The sequence below is a fragment of the Streptomyces sp. NPDC005574 genome, assembly GCF_040605435.1.
GTDB lineage: Bacteria > Actinomycetota > Actinomycetes > Streptomycetales > Streptomycetaceae > Streptomyces.
Window position 1 is genome coordinate 32,615 of sequence record NZ_JBEXCW010000028.1, and the last position, 16,573, is coordinate 49,187.

General features: G+C 74.7%; 13 protein-coding genes. 4 read left to right on the forward strand and 9 right to left on the reverse strand.

The window, feature by feature from the left end; genetic code table 11:
• Nucleotides 1–220: 220 nt before the first annotated feature.
• The 3 genes from ABZT03_RS19810 to ABZT03_RS19820 form a co-directional block, all read right to left on the reverse strand.
• Entirely contained in the window at nt 221–1,492 is a 1,272-nt protein-coding gene (locus ABZT03_RS19810; RefSeq protein ID WP_356041025.1) for a helix-turn-helix domain-containing protein, read from the reverse strand.
• A gap of 139 nt (nt 1,493–1,631) precedes the next feature.
• Nucleotides 1,632–5,012, reverse strand: coding sequence for a LuxR C-terminal-related transcriptional regulator (locus ABZT03_RS19815; protein ID WP_356041026.1), 3,381 nt, complete (start codon nt 5,010–5,012; stop codon nt 1,632–1,634).
• A 226-nt stretch (nt 5,013–5,238) separates the two neighbouring features.
• Nucleotides 5,239–6,090, reverse strand: a complete 852-nt coding sequence (locus ABZT03_RS19820; RefSeq protein ID WP_356041126.1) for a dienelactone hydrolase family protein — start codon at nt 6,088–6,090, stop codon at nt 5,239–5,241.
• Between the two features lie 420 nt (nt 6,091–6,510).
• Here ABZT03_RS19820 and ABZT03_RS19825 point away from each other — a divergent pair, with 420 nt between their 5' ends.
• Both ABZT03_RS19825 and ABZT03_RS19830 read left to right on the forward strand, forming a co-directional pair.
• Nucleotides 6,511–6,753 (forward strand): hypothetical protein, encoded by a 243-nt coding sequence (locus tag ABZT03_RS19825; RefSeq protein ID WP_356041027.1) that lies wholly within the window; start codon nt 6,511–6,513, stop codon nt 6,751–6,753.
• A 167-nt stretch (nt 6,754–6,920) separates the two neighbouring features.
• On the forward strand, nt 6,921–7,808 hold the full coding sequence (locus tag ABZT03_RS19830; protein ID WP_356041029.1) for a Gfo/Idh/MocA family oxidoreductase: 888 nt from the start codon (nt 6,921–6,923) through the stop codon (nt 7,806–7,808).
• 10 nt (nt 7,809–7,818) lie between these two features.
• Here ABZT03_RS19830 and ABZT03_RS19835 read toward each other — a convergent pair whose 3' ends face one another.
• The 4 genes from ABZT03_RS19835 to ABZT03_RS19850 all read right to left on the reverse strand — a co-directional run bounded on the left by ABZT03_RS19835 (nt 7,819) and on the right by ABZT03_RS19850 (nt 11,314).
• Nucleotides 7,819–8,097 (reverse strand): GlsB/YeaQ/YmgE family stress response membrane protein, encoded by a 279-nt coding sequence (locus ABZT03_RS19835; protein WP_356041031.1) that lies wholly within the window; start codon nt 8,095–8,097, stop codon nt 7,819–7,821.
• Nucleotides 8,098–8,297: 200 nt separating this feature from the next.
• Nucleotides 8,298–9,206, reverse strand: coding sequence for a GNAT family N-acetyltransferase (locus tag ABZT03_RS19840; RefSeq protein ID WP_356041033.1), 909 nt, complete (start codon nt 9,204–9,206; stop codon nt 8,298–8,300).
• Nucleotides 9,207–9,415: 209 nt separating this feature from the next.
• A complete protein-coding gene (locus tag ABZT03_RS19845) occupies nt 9,416–10,612 on the reverse strand; it encodes a GDSL-type esterase/lipase family protein (RefSeq protein ID WP_356041035.1) in 1,197 nt (398 codons plus the stop codon).
• A gap of 129 nt (nt 10,613–10,741) precedes the next feature.
• Nucleotides 10,742–11,314 (reverse strand): WHG domain-containing protein, encoded by a 573-nt coding sequence (locus ABZT03_RS19850; protein ID WP_356041036.1) that lies wholly within the window; start codon nt 11,312–11,314, stop codon nt 10,742–10,744.
• A gap of 120 nt (nt 11,315–11,434) precedes the next feature.
• On the opposite strand from ABZT03_RS19850, the gene ABZT03_RS19855 reads away from it, so the two are divergent.
• Nucleotides 11,435–12,574: a PP2C family protein-serine/threonine phosphatase gene (locus tag ABZT03_RS19855; RefSeq protein ID WP_356041038.1), complete on the forward strand. Its 1,140-nt coding sequence runs from the start codon at nt 11,435–11,437 to the stop codon at nt 12,572–12,574.
• Here the strand turns inward: ABZT03_RS19855 and ABZT03_RS19860 are convergent.
• On the reverse strand, nt 12,531–14,810 hold the full coding sequence (locus ABZT03_RS19860; protein WP_356041040.1) for an MMPL family transporter: 2,280 nt from the start codon (nt 14,808–14,810) through the stop codon (nt 12,531–12,533). The genes ABZT03_RS19855 and ABZT03_RS19860 overlap by 44 nt on opposite strands.
• Before the next feature lie 260 nt (nt 14,811–15,070).
• Between ABZT03_RS19860 and ABZT03_RS19865 the strand changes: the two genes are divergently transcribed.
• Nucleotides 15,071–15,277 (forward strand): hypothetical protein, encoded by a 207-nt coding sequence (locus ABZT03_RS19865; RefSeq protein WP_356041042.1) that lies wholly within the window; start codon nt 15,071–15,073, stop codon nt 15,275–15,277.
• A 111-nt stretch (nt 15,278–15,388) separates the two neighbouring features.
• On the opposite strand, the gene ABZT03_RS19870 is transcribed toward ABZT03_RS19865, so the two are convergent.
• Nucleotides 15,389–16,519, reverse strand: a complete 1,131-nt coding sequence (locus ABZT03_RS19870; protein ID WP_356041044.1) for a sulfite oxidase — start codon at nt 16,517–16,519, stop codon at nt 15,389–15,391.
• Nucleotides 16,520–16,573: the final 54 nt, after the last annotated feature.

A 16,573-nucleotide genomic window follows, 5' to 3' on the forward strand; every position in this document is an offset into this window, starting at 1 on the left:
AGCGGGCGAACCGCCGCCCGGCCGCTCCCGCCGCTGCCCCCGACACACCGGACCCCCCAACGACGACCGCACCGCCGGCCCGGCGCGCGAGCGGGCGTTGTCGCCGGGAGCCGGTGGGCGCGGGAGGCGCGCTGCGGCAGTTGGACCGGGCGCGTCGGCCCGCCCGACGGCGACCGTCCCGGCCGCCCGGTCGTCGGAGAGAGCGCCGGCGGACCGGGGGTCAGTTGGGGAGGAGGCGGTGGGCTGTCAGGGCGAGGCTGATCTCCACGACGTCCGACGGGCGGGCCAGCGAGCGTCCGGTCAGCTGTTCGCAGCGGCGCAGCCGGTTCAGGACCGTGTTGCGGTGGCAGTAGAGCCGTTCGCCGGCCCGCTGCGCCGATCCGTCGCAGGCCAGCCACATGGCCAGGGTGTCCAGCAGCACCTCCCGGTCGGCGGGCTCCAGCGCCAGCAGCGGGCCGAGGACCCGGCCGGCGAGGGCACTGCCCAGTTCGGGGCGCGACACCACCAGGGCCGCGGGGAGGTGATCCGTGAGGACGACGATGCCGCCGTCCTCGGGGCAGATGCTCAGCGCGGTGTCCGCGAGCCGCCGGGCCTCGCCGACCGCGGCCAGCCCCTCTACGACGCTGCCGACGCCGATCCGGGTGCCCGCGGCCAGGCCGGCCGGTCCGGGCTGCGGTCTGGGCGGGTCGCCGTCGCCCGCCGGGAGGATCCCGTAGTCCACCTCGACACCGGTGTGCCAGTGCGCGCGTCCACCGTCCGCGACGACCGCCGCCCGGGCGCCCGCGCCGCCCGAGGGGTGGCCGCCGGCGATCGCGACGACGACGTAGCGGCCCTGTGCGGGCAAATCCAGCACCTCGGCCGCCTCCGGCAGGTCGGCGATGCGGCTGGTGCCGTCGAGCAGGGCGGCGGCCAGCAGCCGTACCCGGTTCTCGCGCCGCCAGGCCAGCTGCCGTTCGACCTGCCGGTAGGCGTCCGCGACGAGGGTGCAGTGCTCGTCGACGAAGTTCCACACGTCGGCGGCCACATGGACGAGGAGGCGTACGTCCTCGGGAGCCGTCCGGGAGATCTCCTCGACCAGCCCCTGCCACACCAGCGAGCCGCCCAGCCGGAACGCGTGCAGCAGGGCGTCCAGCGGCAGCCCCTGTTCGGCGCGCGTGGCGCCGATCTTCCACGAGCAGCGGCGGGCGGCGTCCCGGGCGCCACGCGGGTCGAGCAGCGAGGTCACGCTGTACCGCAGCGACCGGTGCACCTCCTGCCAGGTGCCGGCGGTGTCACTCTCCACCGCCGCGCGGTAGGCGGGTTCCTGTTCCTGGAGGACGGCCAGCAGCCGGTCGGTCAGCTCGGGCAGGTCCTGGAGGAGCACGCGGGCCGCCCGGTGCAGCACCCGCAGGGCGTCCGCGTCGATCAGCGACCGCACGCGCCGTGTCCGCGGCTGCGGCACGGGCGCCGGTCCGAGGCGGATCGCTGTTCGTGACCGTACGGCGGGGTGCATCGCGGTCCTCCCAAGCTCGGCTTCGCGGTGGTGCCCCGGCGCGGGCCGTGTACGGCGCCCGGTCGGCCGCGTGTGCCCGCGCGGTGTCTGCCACCTGAGTCGTCCTGCCCCGAAGGATGGCATACCGTCCGGTCGGTCCCTAGGGTTGTGCAGCGGTCTTTTCGGCCTGCTCGACCATGCGGGCCAGTTCCATCCGGGACCTGACCCCGAGCACGGCGAAGATGTTCCGAAGGTGGTAGTCGACCGTGCGGGTGCTCACGGCCAGGCTCAGGGCCACCTCCCGGTTGGTGGCGCCCTGGGCGACGTACCGCGCGATCCGCTGTTGCTGCGGGGTCAGCCGGCGCAGCGAGCCCGCGTCCGTCACGAGCGGAGCGGTGCCGTTCGCCCGGAGTTCGCCCCGGGCCTGCTCCGCCCATACGGCCGCCCCGCACCGTTCGAAGCCGACGAGTGCGGCCCCGAGGTGGTCCCGGGCCTCGCGCAGCCGGCGGCGCCGCCGCAGCCACCTGCCGTACAGCAGGGCGGTCCGGGCCCGTTCGAAGTCGCCGCCGGCCGCCTCGTGCAGCGCCAGCGCCCGCGCGTACAGGGCTTGGGCCCGCTCCGGCTCGGCCAGCAGGGCCGCGCAGCGGGCGAGCTGGGCGGGTGCCTGCGGGTCGGCACCGAACTCCGCCCACACCGCGAGGTCCGCCACGACCGCCAGGGCGTCGCCGGGCCGGCCGGAGAGCACCGCGGCCTCCACGAAGCAGGGCGCCGCGAGCATCCAGACCGCGAAGTGACCGCGGCCGGGGCCTGGCCGTACCTCGGGCCCGAGACGGTCGGCGGCGTCGACGGGACGGCCACGGCCCAGGTCGGAGCGGGCCGCCGCCCACATGGCCAGGGTGGCGGCCTGGGCCAGTCCGTGCCGCCGGGCGGTGGCCAGCGCGGCCCTCACCTGCTCCGCGACGACGTCCGTGCGTCCCTCGATCGACGCCGCCAGGGCCAGCACGGCGTGGTGGTGCGCCGCCGTGTTCCGCTGTCCGGTGGCGTACGCGGCGCGCAGTCCCTCCTCCGCGTGTGTGCGGGCCTGCGCGTGCCGGCCGGCCCGGAGTTCCGCGTAGGCCAGGTACTCCAGGGCCTGCGGTACGAGGACGGCCGACCCTTTGGCGCGGGCCGCCGCGAGCGCGTGCGCACCGGCTCGGCGGGCGGCGCCGATCCGCCCGAGCACCAGCGCGGCGGACGCCGACCGGAGCAGCCGCTCGGGATCGTCCTCGCCGGCGGCGCGGCTCACGACCCGGCCGAGCGGTCCGGCCGCCCGGTCGAGCCGCCCCTCCAGCACGGCCCGCATGCCGAGACGGTAGTCCCGTACGACGCCGGGTCCGGCCGACGCGGCACTGCGACCGGCGTCCGCACCCATGACCGCGGCCCCCACCGGAAGAGTCCCGGGAACCCCGCCCAACGCATCCGCCACGGGGACGACTCCGCCCGGCCGCCCCACCGACGCGGAGCTGCCGCCGACGTCCCCGCCCGCGACCCCGACCCCCGCCGGAAACGTCCCGGGAACCCCGCCCGACGCATCCGCCACGGGGACGACTCCGCCCGGACGCCCCACCGACGCGGAGCTGCCACCAACACCCCCACCGACGACCCCGGCCTCCGCCGGAAACGTCCCGGAGACCCCGCCCAACGCATCCGCCACCGGACCCGTTCCGCCCGGACGCCCCACCGACGCGGAGCTGCCACCGACGTCCCCGCCCGCGACCCCCGCCGGAAACGTCCCGGGAACCCCGCCCGACGCGTCCGCCACGGGGACGACTCCGTCCGTACGCCCCACCGACGCGGCACCGCCGCCAACATCCCCACCGACCACCCCGGCCTCCGCCGGAAACGTCCCGGAGACCCCGTCCCACGCGTCCGCCACGGGGACAGTTCCGGCCGGACGAGCCATCGGCCTGGCCCCCGCGTCGGCCAGGGTGGCCGTCCCGTTCGCCTCCCCCGGGCCGGGTGCGCCGCCCTCGGACAGTGCGGTGAGGCATGCCTCGCGGTCGCCCGCCCACCAGGCCGCGTCGCCGGCCGCGAGCCTGGCGAGGGCGGCCTGGGCGTGGGTGCCGGGATCGGTGTCGAGGAGGTGCGCGGCGAGCAGCAGGGAGGCGTGGGCGTCGGCGACGGGGCCGTCCCGTAACTCCGCCCGGCCGCGCAGTAGTTCGGCGCGCCCGTGCACCGCGGCCGGGGCGGCGCAGGTGCGGGCCTGCGCGAGCAGCCGTAGCGCCCGGTGCGGGCATCCCGCGAGCAGCGCCTGCTCGGCCGCGGCGGTGTACCGCCCGGCCCGGGCGGCGCCGTCCGCCGTCAGTTCGGCGGCGCGGGCGTAGGCCGCCGAGCGCAGCCGGTGCGGGGCCGCGGCCGTGTCGTCGGCCGCGGCGGACGCCAGTTCGGCCGCCGGTCCGGCCGCGGGGCCCGGCAGGGACCAGGCCCGGTGCAGCAGCGCGGGCAGTCGTTCCCCCCGGGCCCCGAGGAGATGCGCGAGCGCGCGGTGCGCGCGTCGCCGCCGGTCGGCGGCCGCTCCCGTGTACGCGGCCCTGCGCAGGAGCCGGCTGGTGAAGCGCAGACGTCCGCCGTCGAGGCTCAGCCCGGGGAACAGCGACCCCGGGCCGGTGATCTCAGGGGCCGCGCCGGGTGTCGTCAACCCGACAGCCCGCAGGACGAGTTCGGCGTCGATGTCGGTGTCCTCCGTAGCCCGGAGCGCGGCCGCCGCCGTCAGCCGTACGTCGTCCTGGGCGGGCGCGAGTACGGCGAGGGGCTCGCCCAGCACGGTCGCCAGCGTGTCGGCGTCGGCCGTGGGCGACGGCAGCGCCCGCCCGCCGCGCAGTTGCGCGGACGACAGCCGGCGTACGAGGGCCCGGAGCAGGGCCGGATTGCCCTCGGCCTCCTCCACGAGCGCGTCCCGGACGCCCGGGGCGATGGTGTCGTCCGTGGCCTCGTCCAGCAGGGCGGCGGCCCGGGACGGGTCGAGCGGTTCCAGTTCGGCCGCCGGCAGGCCGGCGAACTCGGCGTCGGGCGGGCCGTGTCGGGCGACGGAGACGATCAGGCCCACGCGTCCGGCCGTGTGGAGGCGGTCGGCGACGTGCCGCAGCACGGCGCGCGAGGCGGGGTCCCAGCGGTGCGCGTCGTCGACGCAGACCAGCAGGGGCGCTTCGGCGGCGGCGGTCCGCAGTGCCGCGAGCAGGGCGTCCGCTCCCGCCCCGGGCTCGGGCGGGTCGGCGGGCGGGTCTGCGGTGAGGGCGGCCACCGCGCGGGCCAGCGCGCGGGTCCCGTCGTACGGCCGGCCGGGACCGGGTCGCTCGCACCGGGTCCGCAGCACGGGACCGGCCGTGCAGCGACGTGCGGTCTCGTCGAGCAGTGTCGTACGGCCGAGGCCCGGTTCGCCGGTGAGCACGAGGACCGCACTGCCGGTCCCCATCCGGTCCAGCAGCGCGGTCACGGCTCGTCGAGGCGTGTCGTCCCGGGACGTCCGGGATGTCGTCGGCGGTTCGGTCCTGTGGGCGGCCATTCCGCGACGTTACGCGCGCGTAACGCGACCCGGAAGCCGCGCGTCCGCGGGTGCGGGACCCCGGATCGGCGTGCCACCAGCGTCTTCGCGGGCCCGGCGGCGGCACGGCTTGTGCGGCCGCCCAGTCCGGGCGGGGCGGGGCCGTGCGCCGGCACAACGCGGACGGCGGCCGCGCGCTCCCGCGCGACCGCCTCGGTTCCGTGCCGGCGCCTTCCGGGCCGGTGGGTCAGGACGTGTGCGGGCAGTTGCCCCGGTACTCGTCGATCGTCAGGCTCGGTCGCGGCAGCGGGCACAGGAACTGCTCGTAGCGGGTGTCGTTGTCGATGAACCGCTTGAGCCAGGACACGCTGTACTTGGCGATCGTCGTGTTCGAGGAAATGGGGGTGAGGTGGGTGGCGTTGTTCAGCTCCAGGTAGGCACGGTCGAGGGAGCTGGGCAGACTGCCGTAGAAGGGTTCGGCATGGCTGGCGACGGGGGCGATCGTGTCGCCGTCGGCGCCGAAGATGAGGGTGGGGGTGCTGATCTCGGGCCAGGTCTTGTCCGTGTTCCACGGGGTCAGGGGGATCGCGGCCTGGAGGGAGGGACGCGACTTGGCGGCCTCCAGGCTGCCGCCGCCGCCCATCGAGTGCCCCATGACGCCGAGCCGGCTGCTGTCGACGCGGCCGCGCACCGAGCTGCGGTCGGTGAGGTAGTCCAGGGCGGCCAGGAGCTGACGGCCGCGTGAGTCGGGCTGGTCGAGGGTGGTGAGGGTGTCGATGGTGAAGACGACGAAGCCCTGGGACGCCAGGCGCGGTCCCAGCCAGGAGACGGACGACTGGGTGCCGGTGTAGCCGGGTGCGACGGCGACCGCACCGAAGGTTCCGTCGCTCGTGCTGGTCGGGTAGTACACGGTCCCTCCGCCGAACCCGGTGACGGCGGCGGAGGAGACGGTCGTCTGGGACACGGCGTAGGGGCCGCGCTGTGCCTCGATGCTCGCGGTGGTGGGGGCCGGGCCGCGCTCGTACGGGTTGTCCGCCGCGTGGGCGCCGGGGCTCGCGAGGGTGCCGAGGCCGGCGACCGCGGCGAGCGCCGTCACCAGGGCCGCGAAACGGCCCGGGCGGCCCCGACGGGGTGAGGCCGGTGAGGGGCCGGTGGGGTGCGTGCTGCTGGAGCGCCGGGGGGCAACGCCGGTGTGTGGGGGTCGCACGGAGAGTCGTCCTCTCTGTCGTGGCTGAGCGACCCGGCCGGGAGCAGTGCACGGGGGCGAGGGGCACGTCCGTGAACTCGGCCGGGGGCCGCCGCCGTTGGGCTGGCGATGCCACTGTCGGCGCCCGGGCGCCCTTCTGGGACCGGCAATCTCACCGGTCTCAGGGAACGGGCCGGGGCGGGCAGGGCCGGGTGCGCGAGCCGGTGGACGCCCCCATGTCGGCGAAATGTGACCTTTTCTTCACGCACCCCTCACCCATGAACTCCCGCCGCCGGAGCACCCGTATGTCCGGACCCGGTCGAGAGGTGTGTCGTGGTCGTCGTCGCCGTTCTCCTGCTCCCGCTGCTCGCCGCGCTGCTGATGGTCACGGACCGTCTGGAGGAGCGCCTCCTCGCTCCCGTGTCCGAGCGGCGCAGACACGCTGTCCGCAAGAGGCATCTGCGCCTGATCCGGGGCGGTCGCGCCGACGCGGGATCCGGACCGGAGCGACGGGAAGCGGACACGGCCGGCGGCACGTCCAAGGACCACGGCGTCCCGCGGCACCGAGCCGCCTGATTCACCTGATTCGCCGACGTACGACCGCAGGCCCCCGCCGATGTGGGGGCCTGTTCCGCTTCCCGTGCCCGGGGTGACCACGAACCGGGCGCGTGTGAAACGCTGCGGGGCGGACGGCGCCGGCGGCGACGGCCGTCCGGGGACTCGGCAGCGTGGAAGGCGGCGGCATGCGCATCGGACTGCTCGGCACCGGGCCCTGGGCCCGGATGGCTCACGCACCCGCTCTGAGCGAGCACCCGGAGGTGGACTTCGCCGGCGTGTGGGGCCGCCGCCCGGAGGCCGCCGGGGAACTGGCCGAACTGCACGGCACCCGCTCCTACGACGACGCCGACGCCCTGTTCGCCGACGTCGACGCCGTCGCCGTCGCTCTGCCCCCGGCGGTCCAGGCCGCCCTCGCGGTGCGTGCCGCGCGGGCCGGCTGCCATCTCCTGCTCGACAAGCCCCTCGCCCCGACCGTCGCGCAGGCGCGGTCCGTGGTCGAGGCGGTACGGGAGGCCGAGGTGGCGTCGGTGGTGTTCTTCACCACCCGTTTCCAGCCGGAGGCCGAGGCGTGGATCGCCGAACAGGCGGCCCGGCCGGGCTGGTTCACCGGCCGGGCGCAGTGGCTGGGTTCGGTGTTCGCCGGTGACAGCCCGTTCGCGGACTCACCCTGGCGGCAGGAGAGCGGGGCGCTGTGGGACGTGGGTCCGCACGCGCTGTCGGTGCTCCTGCCGGTGCTGGGTGACGTACGACGGGTGACGGCCGCCGCGCGGGGTCCGCGGGACACCGTCCATCTCGTCCTCGACCACGACGGTGGCGCGTCCAGCACGGTGACTCTCAGTCTGACGGCACCGCCCGCGGCGGCGGGGGTCGCCGTCGAGCTGCGCGGCGAGGCCGGGGTGACGCTGCTTCCGGAGAGTGCCCAGGGTGCCGTACCGGCGCTGATGCGGGCCGTGGACGCACTGAGTGCGGCCGCCCGTGAAGGACGGCCGCACTCGTGTGACGCCACGTTCGGTCTCCGCGTCACGGAGATCCTCGCCTCCGCGGATCTCGCCCTGAACGGCGAGGCCGGCTGAGGCGGGTGCCTCAGGCGTGGCGGTGGGAACGACGGTTCCCGGTGACCACTCGGTAGAGCACGAGCAGGATCAGCGAACCGACGATCGCGGCGACCCAGGTCGACAGGTCGAAGAACCCGTCGATCGAGTCGACCCCGAAGATCACCTTGCCCAGCCAGCCTCCGAGAAGGCCGCCCACGATACCGATCAGCATGGTGACGATGATTCCGCCCGGGTCCTTGCCGGGCAGCAGCAGCTTGGCGATGGCACCGGCCAGCAGGCCGATCAGAATCCAGGCAATGATGCCCACGTCTCCTCCTCGAACATCTGGAATTGCGTTCTCAAGCCGAATGCGCCGAGACGGCGAAGATAAACCTCAAATAAGAGAAGCGGCGGGTCGGAGGTGGGGCGGTCCGGAGGTCCGGACCGCCGCCGTTCGTCTCCAACGGCCCGCGCGCTGCCGGTCCCGAGGGCCCGGCGCGCAGCGGGCCGGTGGGGCCCGCGGTGCGCCTAGCGGATGCCCTGAACGGCGTCGGAGGGACGGAAGTTGAGGCGTTCCCGCACCACCGGGTAGCCGGCCCGGGCGAACTGGGCGGCCATCGGGAAGTTGCCCCGGTCGGTGGCGCCGGCGACGAACTCCGCGCCGTGCTCCACGAGGAGGTGGGTGCACTCCGCGAGGAGGTCGTAGGCGTAGCCGTGGCCCCGCTGGTGCGGCAGCACCCCGACGAAGGCGACACAGGGGCCCGAGGGGTTGTGCGCGGGGATGTGGATGCCGACCGGGTCTCCGTCCGGGGTGCGGGCGATCTGCCACCACTCCCGGGGCGAGGGGCACCAGTTGAAGAAGTCGAGTTCCTCCCGGGCGGCCTGTTCGACCCCGCCCTGCTCGATGGCGGCGAGCGCGTGGGCGTCCAGTGTGGCGGAGTGGATGCGGCGCAGCGCGTCGAGGAACACCGCGTCGTCCGGCTCCGGGGTGAAGACCAGGCGGCCGGGCCGTTCGGGCAGGCCGTGTCCGGGAGTCCACCGGTAGAGGTGGCGTTCCACGAGGAGTTGGTGCCCGGCGGCCCGCAGGGCGGCGAAGCGGGTGTCGGCGGCGGCCCGCAGCGACGGGTCCTCGCGCCAGCCGGCCGGCAGGTTCATCTCGACCTCCACCTGCCAGGGCGCGGAGCGCAGGAGTTCGGCGCCCGCCTCCTGCTCGCCCTCCGCCACGTCGAACCAGTTGAGGACGAGCGGTTCGCCGTCGTCGGGGCCGCCCCACCAGGCGCCGCGCGCGACGACGCGGCCCTCGCGCAGCGCCACCCGCTTCCACTCGGGGCGGTGCCGGGTGGCGCGGTGTGCCGTACGGGCGTCCAGCGGGTCAGGCAGGGTGTCGAAGAGCGAGACGTCGCTCGCGTCGAGCGCGCGGATGACCAGGTCGGTCACGGGTTTCCTCCGGGATGCGTGCTGCGGGGCGCTCCCGGTCAGGTGACGGTGCACGCCGGGTCGACGGAGAGGGAGCGCGGGAACGAGGGGAACGGCACGGCACTCGCCTCCTTCCGTCGGTCTCGGGGCGTGGCGCCACAGACTAGGCATCCTGCCGGGGCCGCGTCCAGTGATTAACAAGCGCCCCCGACAGCCCGGTTGACGCACCATCAAGGGGTGGGAGCCACCGCTCTGTCGGCGAAGGCTCCGTCGCCCTCGAAGGCCAGCGCGGCGAAGTGCTCGCCGATGCGGCGGTGGGCGGCGGCGTCCGGGTGGAGCTGGTCGGGCAGGGGCAGTTCGGCGAACTCCCGCTCGCCGTACAGCTCGCGCCCGTCGAGGTGGTGCAGGTGGGGGTCGTCGGCCGCGCGCTGCCGGACGATCCGGGCCAGCTCCTCCCGGATGACACGCAGGGTGAGTTTCCCGCTCGCCTTCTCCGCCGGGTCGCCCATGGCCACGAACTTCAGCTGTCCGTCGCCGAGCCCGGTGAGGTCCGGGGCGCTCGGGCCGGGTGTGTCCTCGTGGATGGGGCACAGGATCGGTGAGACGACCAACAGGGGTGTGTCGGGGTGGCCTTCGCGGATGGTGTCGAGGAAGCCGTGGACGGCGGGGCCGAACGCGCGCAGGCGCATCACGTCGGCGTTCACCAGGTTGATACCGAGCTTGAGGCTGATCAAGTCCGCGGGGGTGTCGCGCAGGGCGCGGGCGGTGAACGGGTCGAGCAGGGCGCTGCCGCCCAGTCCCAGGTTGATCAGGTCCACGCCGCCGAGGGAGGCGGCGAGCGCGGGCCAGGTCTCGGTGGGGCCCGCCGCGTCGGAGCCGTGGCTGATCGAGCTGCCGTGGTGCAGCCACACCCGGCGGCCCGACTCCGGCGCGGGCTCCACGGGGGCGTCGGTGCGCAGCGCGACGAGTTCGGTGCTCTCGTTGTGCGGGAGCCAGATCTCGATGTCCTTGACGCCTTCCGGCAGGCCGGTGAAGCGCAGGGTGCCGGGCGGGCCCGGCCGGCGCTCCGTCGCCCCGGTGCTCATGTCGAGGGTCAGGGTGTGACCGCCCGCCACCGAGGCCCGGCCGGCCAGGCGGCCGTCGACGAGCAGGTCGTACCGGCCGTCGGGGCGGGGCGGGGCGCCGACGTAGACCCGCTTGGTGGGGATGGTGTCCAGTTCGAGGGCGGTGGCCCGGGTGCGGAAGACCAGCCGTACGCCGGAGGGCTGGGACTCCGCCGTGGCGAGCTGTTCGTCGGCGCACTGGGCGCGGGCGCGGGCGGGCAGCCGGTGCGGGAGTATGCCGTGCTCGGTGTGCTCCACGTCGAGTGCTCCGCGCAGGAGGTCGGCGGTGAGGGGCGTGGTGATCCAGTCGTCCGTGGTGTGCATGGCCTCAACCTGTCGTTCGGAGGGGTTCGGGGCCGGATCCGGCGTCGCCGGCCGTCACGGACCGCGGCCCGCGCGGGCCGTCGCGGCGGCGCATCACGGCCGGGTACGGCGGTCGGTGCGGGGGCCCGGTCAGGCCGCGGGCGGCCAGGTGCGCAGCAGGGCGTCGAGCGCGTCGAGGATTCTCGACCAGCTCTCCTGCGAGTCGGGCGCGCTGTGGCTGAACCCGCCGCCGAGTTCCAGGGTGACGTAGCCGTGGAAGACGCTGCCCAGCAGCCGGACGGCGTGCGTCTGGTCGGGCTCGGTCAGGTCGTAGCCGCGCAGGATCGCCCGGGTCATCTGCGCGTGTCGGCCGCCGGCGCTTGCCGCGGCCGCCGCCGGGTCGAGCCGCAGCCGGGTCGCGGCGTAGCGGCCGGGATGGTCGTGGGCGTAGTCGCGGTAGACGTTGCCGAGGGCGGTCAGGGCGTCCTTGCCGGCCCGGCCGGCCAGTGCGGCGCCGCCCCGGTCGGCGAGCTCCTCCAGGGCGAGCAGGGCGATCCGCGTCCTGAGGTCCTGGGAGTTCTTGACGTGCGAGTACAGGCTCGCCACCTTGACGTCGAACCGGCGGGCGAGTGCCGAGACGGCCACCTGGTCGAAGCCGACCTCGTCGGCCAGCTCCGCCCCCGCCCGCACCAGGCGTTCCGTCGTCAGTCCCACGCGTGCCATCGTCGTCCTCCCGTCCGGCGTACTCGATTATGCGGTTGCCTAGAGACATTAGGCAAACAGGTTGATGGTTTAGGCAGCTCCCCGCGTGCGGCCACCGGTCGGCCGTAGCAGCGTGGAGGGGTGAGCAGAGAGCGCGGCGGAGCGGCGGTGCGCGACCGCGACCGGCAGAGCTGGCTGCGCGGCGCCCCGCCGCCGCTGTGGATCCGGGCGCTGCCCGTCGCCCTCCTGATCGGCGTGTGCGCCGCCACGCTGGCCTGGGGACACCGGCTCGACATCGGGTTCCTGCTGGGCGCGATCCCGCCGCTGGCCGTCCTGTCGTACGGGACCGCCGGGACCGCGGTGCTGGGCGGCCTGGTCCTGGCCGCGCTGACCGTGCCCGTCTTCCACCTGAACGATCCCGGCAACACCGACCTGCTCACCGTCTGCTTCGTCGCGGCCCTGAGCGTCGGGGTCTCCTTCGTCCGCAGCCGCCGGGACGCCCAGCTGGTCACCGAACGCGCGGTCGCGGAGGCCGCGCAGCGCGCCGTCCTGCCGCCCCTGCCGGACCGGGTGGGGGCGGTGCGCTGCGCGGGCCTGTACCGGGCGGCGCAGCGCGGCACGCTGGTCGGCGGCGACTTCTTCGAGGTGCGGGAGGGGCCGCACGGCGTGCGGGTGGCCATGGGTGACGTACGGGGTCACGGGCTGGCCGCCGTCGCGACGGTCACCGCGCTGCTGGGGGCGTTCCGGGAGGCGGTGCTCGACCAGCCGGACCCCGAGTCGGTGGCCGAACGCCTCGACCGCAGGCTGGTGGTGGACTCCGCGGACGTACGGCACTCCGAGCTGTTCGCCACCGCCGTGCTGCTCGACTTCTCACCCGACGCCGACACGGTGCGGATCGTCTCCTGCGGACACCCGGCGCCGGTCCTGCTGCGCCGGGGCACGGCCGTGGCGCTGGAGGTCCCGCCGTGCGTCCCGCTGGGCCTGGGCCTGTCCGGAGTCCGGCCGCCCACCGGACTCACCGTGCGGCTGCGCCCCGGCGACCGCCTCTTCCTGGCGTCGGACGGCGTCGGGGAGGCCCGGGACGGCAACGGCGTGTTCTACCCCCTGACCGAGCGGCTCATGCGCCTCGCCGGTGACGACGGAGTCGACGGGACGGACGGCGACGAGGGTCCGGACGGGCTCGCCGAGCGGGTGTGGGCGGACCTGGTCCGCTACAGCCCGACCCTCGACGACGACGTCACGATGCTCGTCCTGAGGCCCTCGCCTCGGGAGCGTCACTGACGCCCGCCGGCGTCTCCTGGTCGCCCTCCGCGTCGATGTGCGGCAGCATCTTGTCGAGCCAGCGCGGTGTCCACCAGGCGCGCGGCCCGAGCAGGGTCATCACCGCCGGGACCATCAGCAGGCGGACCACGGAGGCGTCGATGAGCACGCTCACGGCGAGCCCCAGCCCCATCATCTTGATCACGATGTTGTCGCTGACGATGAAGGCGGCGAAGACGCTCATCATGATCAGTGCCGCGCAGGTGATGACCCGGGCGGTGATCTCCAGCGCGTGGGCGACCGACGCCCTGGCGTCGCCGGTGCGCATCCACGCCTCGTGCACGCGGGACAGCAGGAAGATCTCGTAGTCCATGCTCAGCCCGAAGATGATCGCGAACATCATCATCGGGACGTAACTCTCGATGGGCACCTTGCCGTTGACGCCGAGTGCGGGACCGCCCCAGCCCCACTGGAAGACGGCGACGACCACACCGTACGACGCCGCGATCGACAAGACGTTGAGCACGGCGGCCTTGACCGCGACGAGCAGGCCGCGGAACACCGCGAGGATGATCAGGAAGGCCAGGGCGACGACCACCCCGATGATCAGCGGCAGCCGGGCGGCGACGACGTCGCGGAAGTCGACCTGCGCGGCCGTCGTCCCGGTGACATAGCCCTTGGCGGGCGTGCCGGCCACGGCGGCCGGCAGCGTGTCGTGGACCAGGCGGTTCGTCAGGGCCGTGGTGTCGGCGTCCTGCGGGGACTGCTTGGAGTAGACGGTGGAGAGCAGCAGGTCCCCGTCCTGCGTCGGCGTCAGCGGGGTGACCTTGGCGGCGCCCGCCACCGCGTTCAGCGTCTTCTGGGCCTGGGAGGAGAGGGTGGAACGCTGCGAGGAGGACGCCTTCGTCTGGTCGATGACGACGGTGAGCGGACCGTTGGACCCGGGGCCGAAGGCGTTGGTCATCAGGTCGTAGGCCCGCCGGTCGGTGAAGGACGTGGGGTCGGCGCCGTCGCCGATGTGGCCGAGCTGGATGGAGAAGAGCGGGATGGCGAGGATCACGACGGTCGTGACGCCCGCGGCCAGGTAGTGCCACGGCCGCCGCTCGACCCGCTGGGCGTAGCGGTGCCAGGTCCCCTGGGCCGTCTCGCCCTCGGCGGCGTCCGTCTCGGCGACGGGCCGGCGCACCCGGAAGCGGTCCATCCGGCGGCCGATCAGGCCCAGCAGGGCGGGTACGAGGGTCAGCGCGCCGAGCACGGCGGAGACGACCGTGACCGCGGCGGCGAGACCGAGCTTGCCGATGAAGGACACACCGGAGGCGTACAGACCGGCCAGGGCGATGATCACCGTGCAGCCGGAGACGAGCACCGCGCGGCCGCTGGTGGCGGTGGCCTGGCCCGCGGAGTGCACCGGATCCCGACCGTTCATGAGGTTCTGCCGGTGACGGGTGATCAGGAACAGCGCATAGTCGATGCCGACGCCGAGTCCGATCATGGTGGCCAGGGTCGGTGAGACGGTGGCGAAGGTGAACGCGGCGGCGAGCAGCCCGAGCCCGGCGAGTCCGCAGACGACACTGATCAGCGCCGTCACCAGGGGCAGGCCGGCGGCGATGACGCTGCCGAAACCGATCAGCAGGACGACGATCGCCACCGCGAAGCCGATCAGTTCACTGACCCGGTCGTTCGCGGCGGGCCGCGCCAGTTCGCCGAGCGGTCCGCCGTACTCGACGTCGGCGCCCGCCGAGCGCAGCGGCTTCACGGAGTCGTCCACGCCGTGCAGGTAGCCGTCGCCCAGGGTCGAGGGCTGCACGTCGAAACGGACCGTGATGTAGGCGGTCTTGCCGTCGGTGGACAGCGGTCCCACGTTCGGCGAGGACGACGCCGCCGCCGTGAGCGGGTTCTGCGCCGACAGGACGTGCGGCAGCTTCTGCAGGTCCGTGACCGTGGTGGACATCTGCGAGCTCAGCGAGGTGAGCTGCTTCTGTCCGTCGTGCAGGACGATCTGGCTGCTGTAGCCGCCGGCGGCCGGGTCGTGCTGCTTGAGGATGTCGAGGCCCTGCTGGGACTGCACCCCGGGCAGCGAGAAGTTGTCGGAATAGGTGCCGCCGAAGGCGCGGTTGACGACCTGCAGCGCGACCAGTGCGACCAGCCAGGCCACGATGACGATCACGAAGTGCCGGGCGCACCACTCCCCCAGCCGTCGCAGTCCCCCCGGAGTCTCGTTCCCCCCGCCCCCTGTACTGTCGCGGGTGGGTGACATGGCCCTCGTTATCCCCTGTCGGCCGAGTCGTTCGATACCCCCATTAGACGCCCGCCGGGCCGCCCGGGCATCCCGGCGGGCGGACGGGGGCGGGGGGAGGGTTACATCCCGCCGGAGGCGGTACTCCGGCCCTGTGCGACACCGGACGTCCCGCGCGCGGGACGTCTCGGGATGCACGCCGCGCCCGCGCGTTGAATGGTGATAGCGGACCCGATGACCGCACCGGGCCCGAAGACCGATCAGGATCCGAGGAGCAGATCATGCCGACGTCACAGCCCGACGCGTCCGGGCCGCCCGAGGACCGTGCCACCCCGGACGCCCTGCTCCACACCCGTACCGGCACCGATGTGTCACCGGAGGACCTGGTGCTCGCCTCCGGCAAGGACCTCAGCCCGGAGAGCCTGGAATGGGCCCGGCGCAAGCTGGAGGCGGAGGGGCCCGCCGCCCTCGACAAGATCCTGCCCTGACCGACCCGTCCGCGCGGCCTCCGGCCCCCTGTCACGGGGCGGGGGCCGCGCGGTCCGGTCCGCCGCGCGTTCGGTCCGCTCGGCCGGCCCGCCGGCGGCGGCCCGGCCGCCTCAGTCCCCGTCCCCGGGCTCCAGGCAGACGACCGCGACCTGTTGGACCAGGTTGTTGGCGAACCCGCCCCGGTTCCAGGGCTGTTCCAGCGGCTGCCGGTGCCCCTCGGCGTCGGTGGCCCGCGCGGACAGCACGTGCTCCCCGGGCCGCGCCGTCCACGCGAGGCGCCAGCGCCGCCAGGCCCACCGGTGTCCGCCGTCCGGTTCCAGTTCGGCCTCCTGCCAGGTGCGGCCCGCGTCCGTGCTGACCTCGGCCCGCACCACCGGTGCCGCGCCCGACCAGGCCCGTCCCTCCAGGGTCACCGGACCCGGCCGCAGGATTCTCGTGCGGGACATGAAGTCCGGGAAGCCGGGCGGGACCAGCAGGGCGCGCGGCGCGATCCGGGTGACCGGCTCGCCCTCGTCCCCGGGGTGATGCCGCAGCCGGTAGGCGACGGTCTGCTGGAAGCCGGTGAAGGGGGCGTCGATGACGGTCACCGTGCGCAGCCACTTGACGTGCGCCATGCCGTACCAGCCGGGGACCACCAGGCGCAGCGGGCTGCCGTGCTGCGGGGGCAGCGGGGCGCCGTTCATCTCGTCCGCCACCAGCACCTCGGGCTCGGTGCCCGTGGCCACCCGCACGGGCAGGGAGCGCTGGTAGTCCTGTTCGACGCCGCGCTCCACCCCGTGGTCGGCGCCGGTGAACACCACGTCGACCGCGTCCGCTTCGAGGCCGGCCTCCGCGAGCAGCAGCCGCAGGGGAACGCCGGTCCACTCGGCGGTCCCGACGGCCTCCACCAGCCAGGGCTGGCTGACCGGGCGGGGGCTGAGCAGCGCCCGCCCGTTGCCGGCGCACTCCATCGTCACCCGCGTGGTGACCCGGGGGAACTCCCGCAGGGCGGCCGCGTCCAGGTGCAGGGGGCTGCGCACCCGGCCGGTGAGAGTCAGCGGCCACGGTGAGCCCTCGGGGACGTACGGCATGTCGTAGTGCGTCAGGACGTAGTGCAGGCCGGGCGGGGTGAGGTCGTAGCGCAGCGCCTCCAGCGGGAGGCCGTGGTTGCGGGCGGCGAGCGCCAGTTCGTCCCGGCCGATGCCCTCGTCGGGGGCGGCCAGCCTGGCGGGTGTGCTCGTGTCACCGAGTCGAGTGCCCATGCCTCCAGTATCGCGCCGGGACCACGGTCCCGTCAGGGTGGTTGTCGGTTCACT

What these genes read in the sequence shown, in the direction of transcription:
- ABZT03_RS19810 (WP_356041025.1), bottom strand. Translation starts at nt 1,492, where the DNA reads ATGCACCCCGCCGTACGGTCACGAACAGCGATCCGCCTCGGACCGGCG.
- ABZT03_RS19815 (WP_356041026.1), bottom strand. Translation starts at nt 5,012, where the DNA reads ATGGCCGCCCACAGGACCGAACCGCCGACGACATCCCGGACGTCCCGG.
- ABZT03_RS19830 (WP_356041029.1), top strand. Translation starts at nt 6,921, where the DNA reads ATGCGCATCGGACTGCTCGGCACCGGGCCCTGGGCCCGGATGGCTCAC.
- ABZT03_RS19845 (WP_356041035.1), bottom strand. Translation starts at nt 10,612, where the DNA reads ATGCACACCACGGACGACTGGATCACCACGCCCCTCACCGCCGACCTC.
- ABZT03_RS19850 (WP_356041036.1), bottom strand. Translation starts at nt 11,314, where the DNA reads ATGGCACGCGTGGGACTGACGACGGAACGCCTGGTGCGGGCGGGGGCG.
- ABZT03_RS19860 (WP_356041040.1), bottom strand. Translation starts at nt 14,810, where the DNA reads ATGTCACCCACCCGCGACAGTACAGGGGGCGGGGGGAACGAGACTCCG.
- ABZT03_RS19865 (WP_356041042.1), top strand. Translation starts at nt 15,071, where the DNA reads ATGCCGACGTCACAGCCCGACGCGTCCGGGCCGCCCGAGGACCGTGCC.
- ABZT03_RS19870 (WP_356041044.1), bottom strand. Translation starts at nt 16,519, where the DNA reads ATGGGCACTCGACTCGGTGACACGAGCACACCCGCCAGGCTGGCCGCC.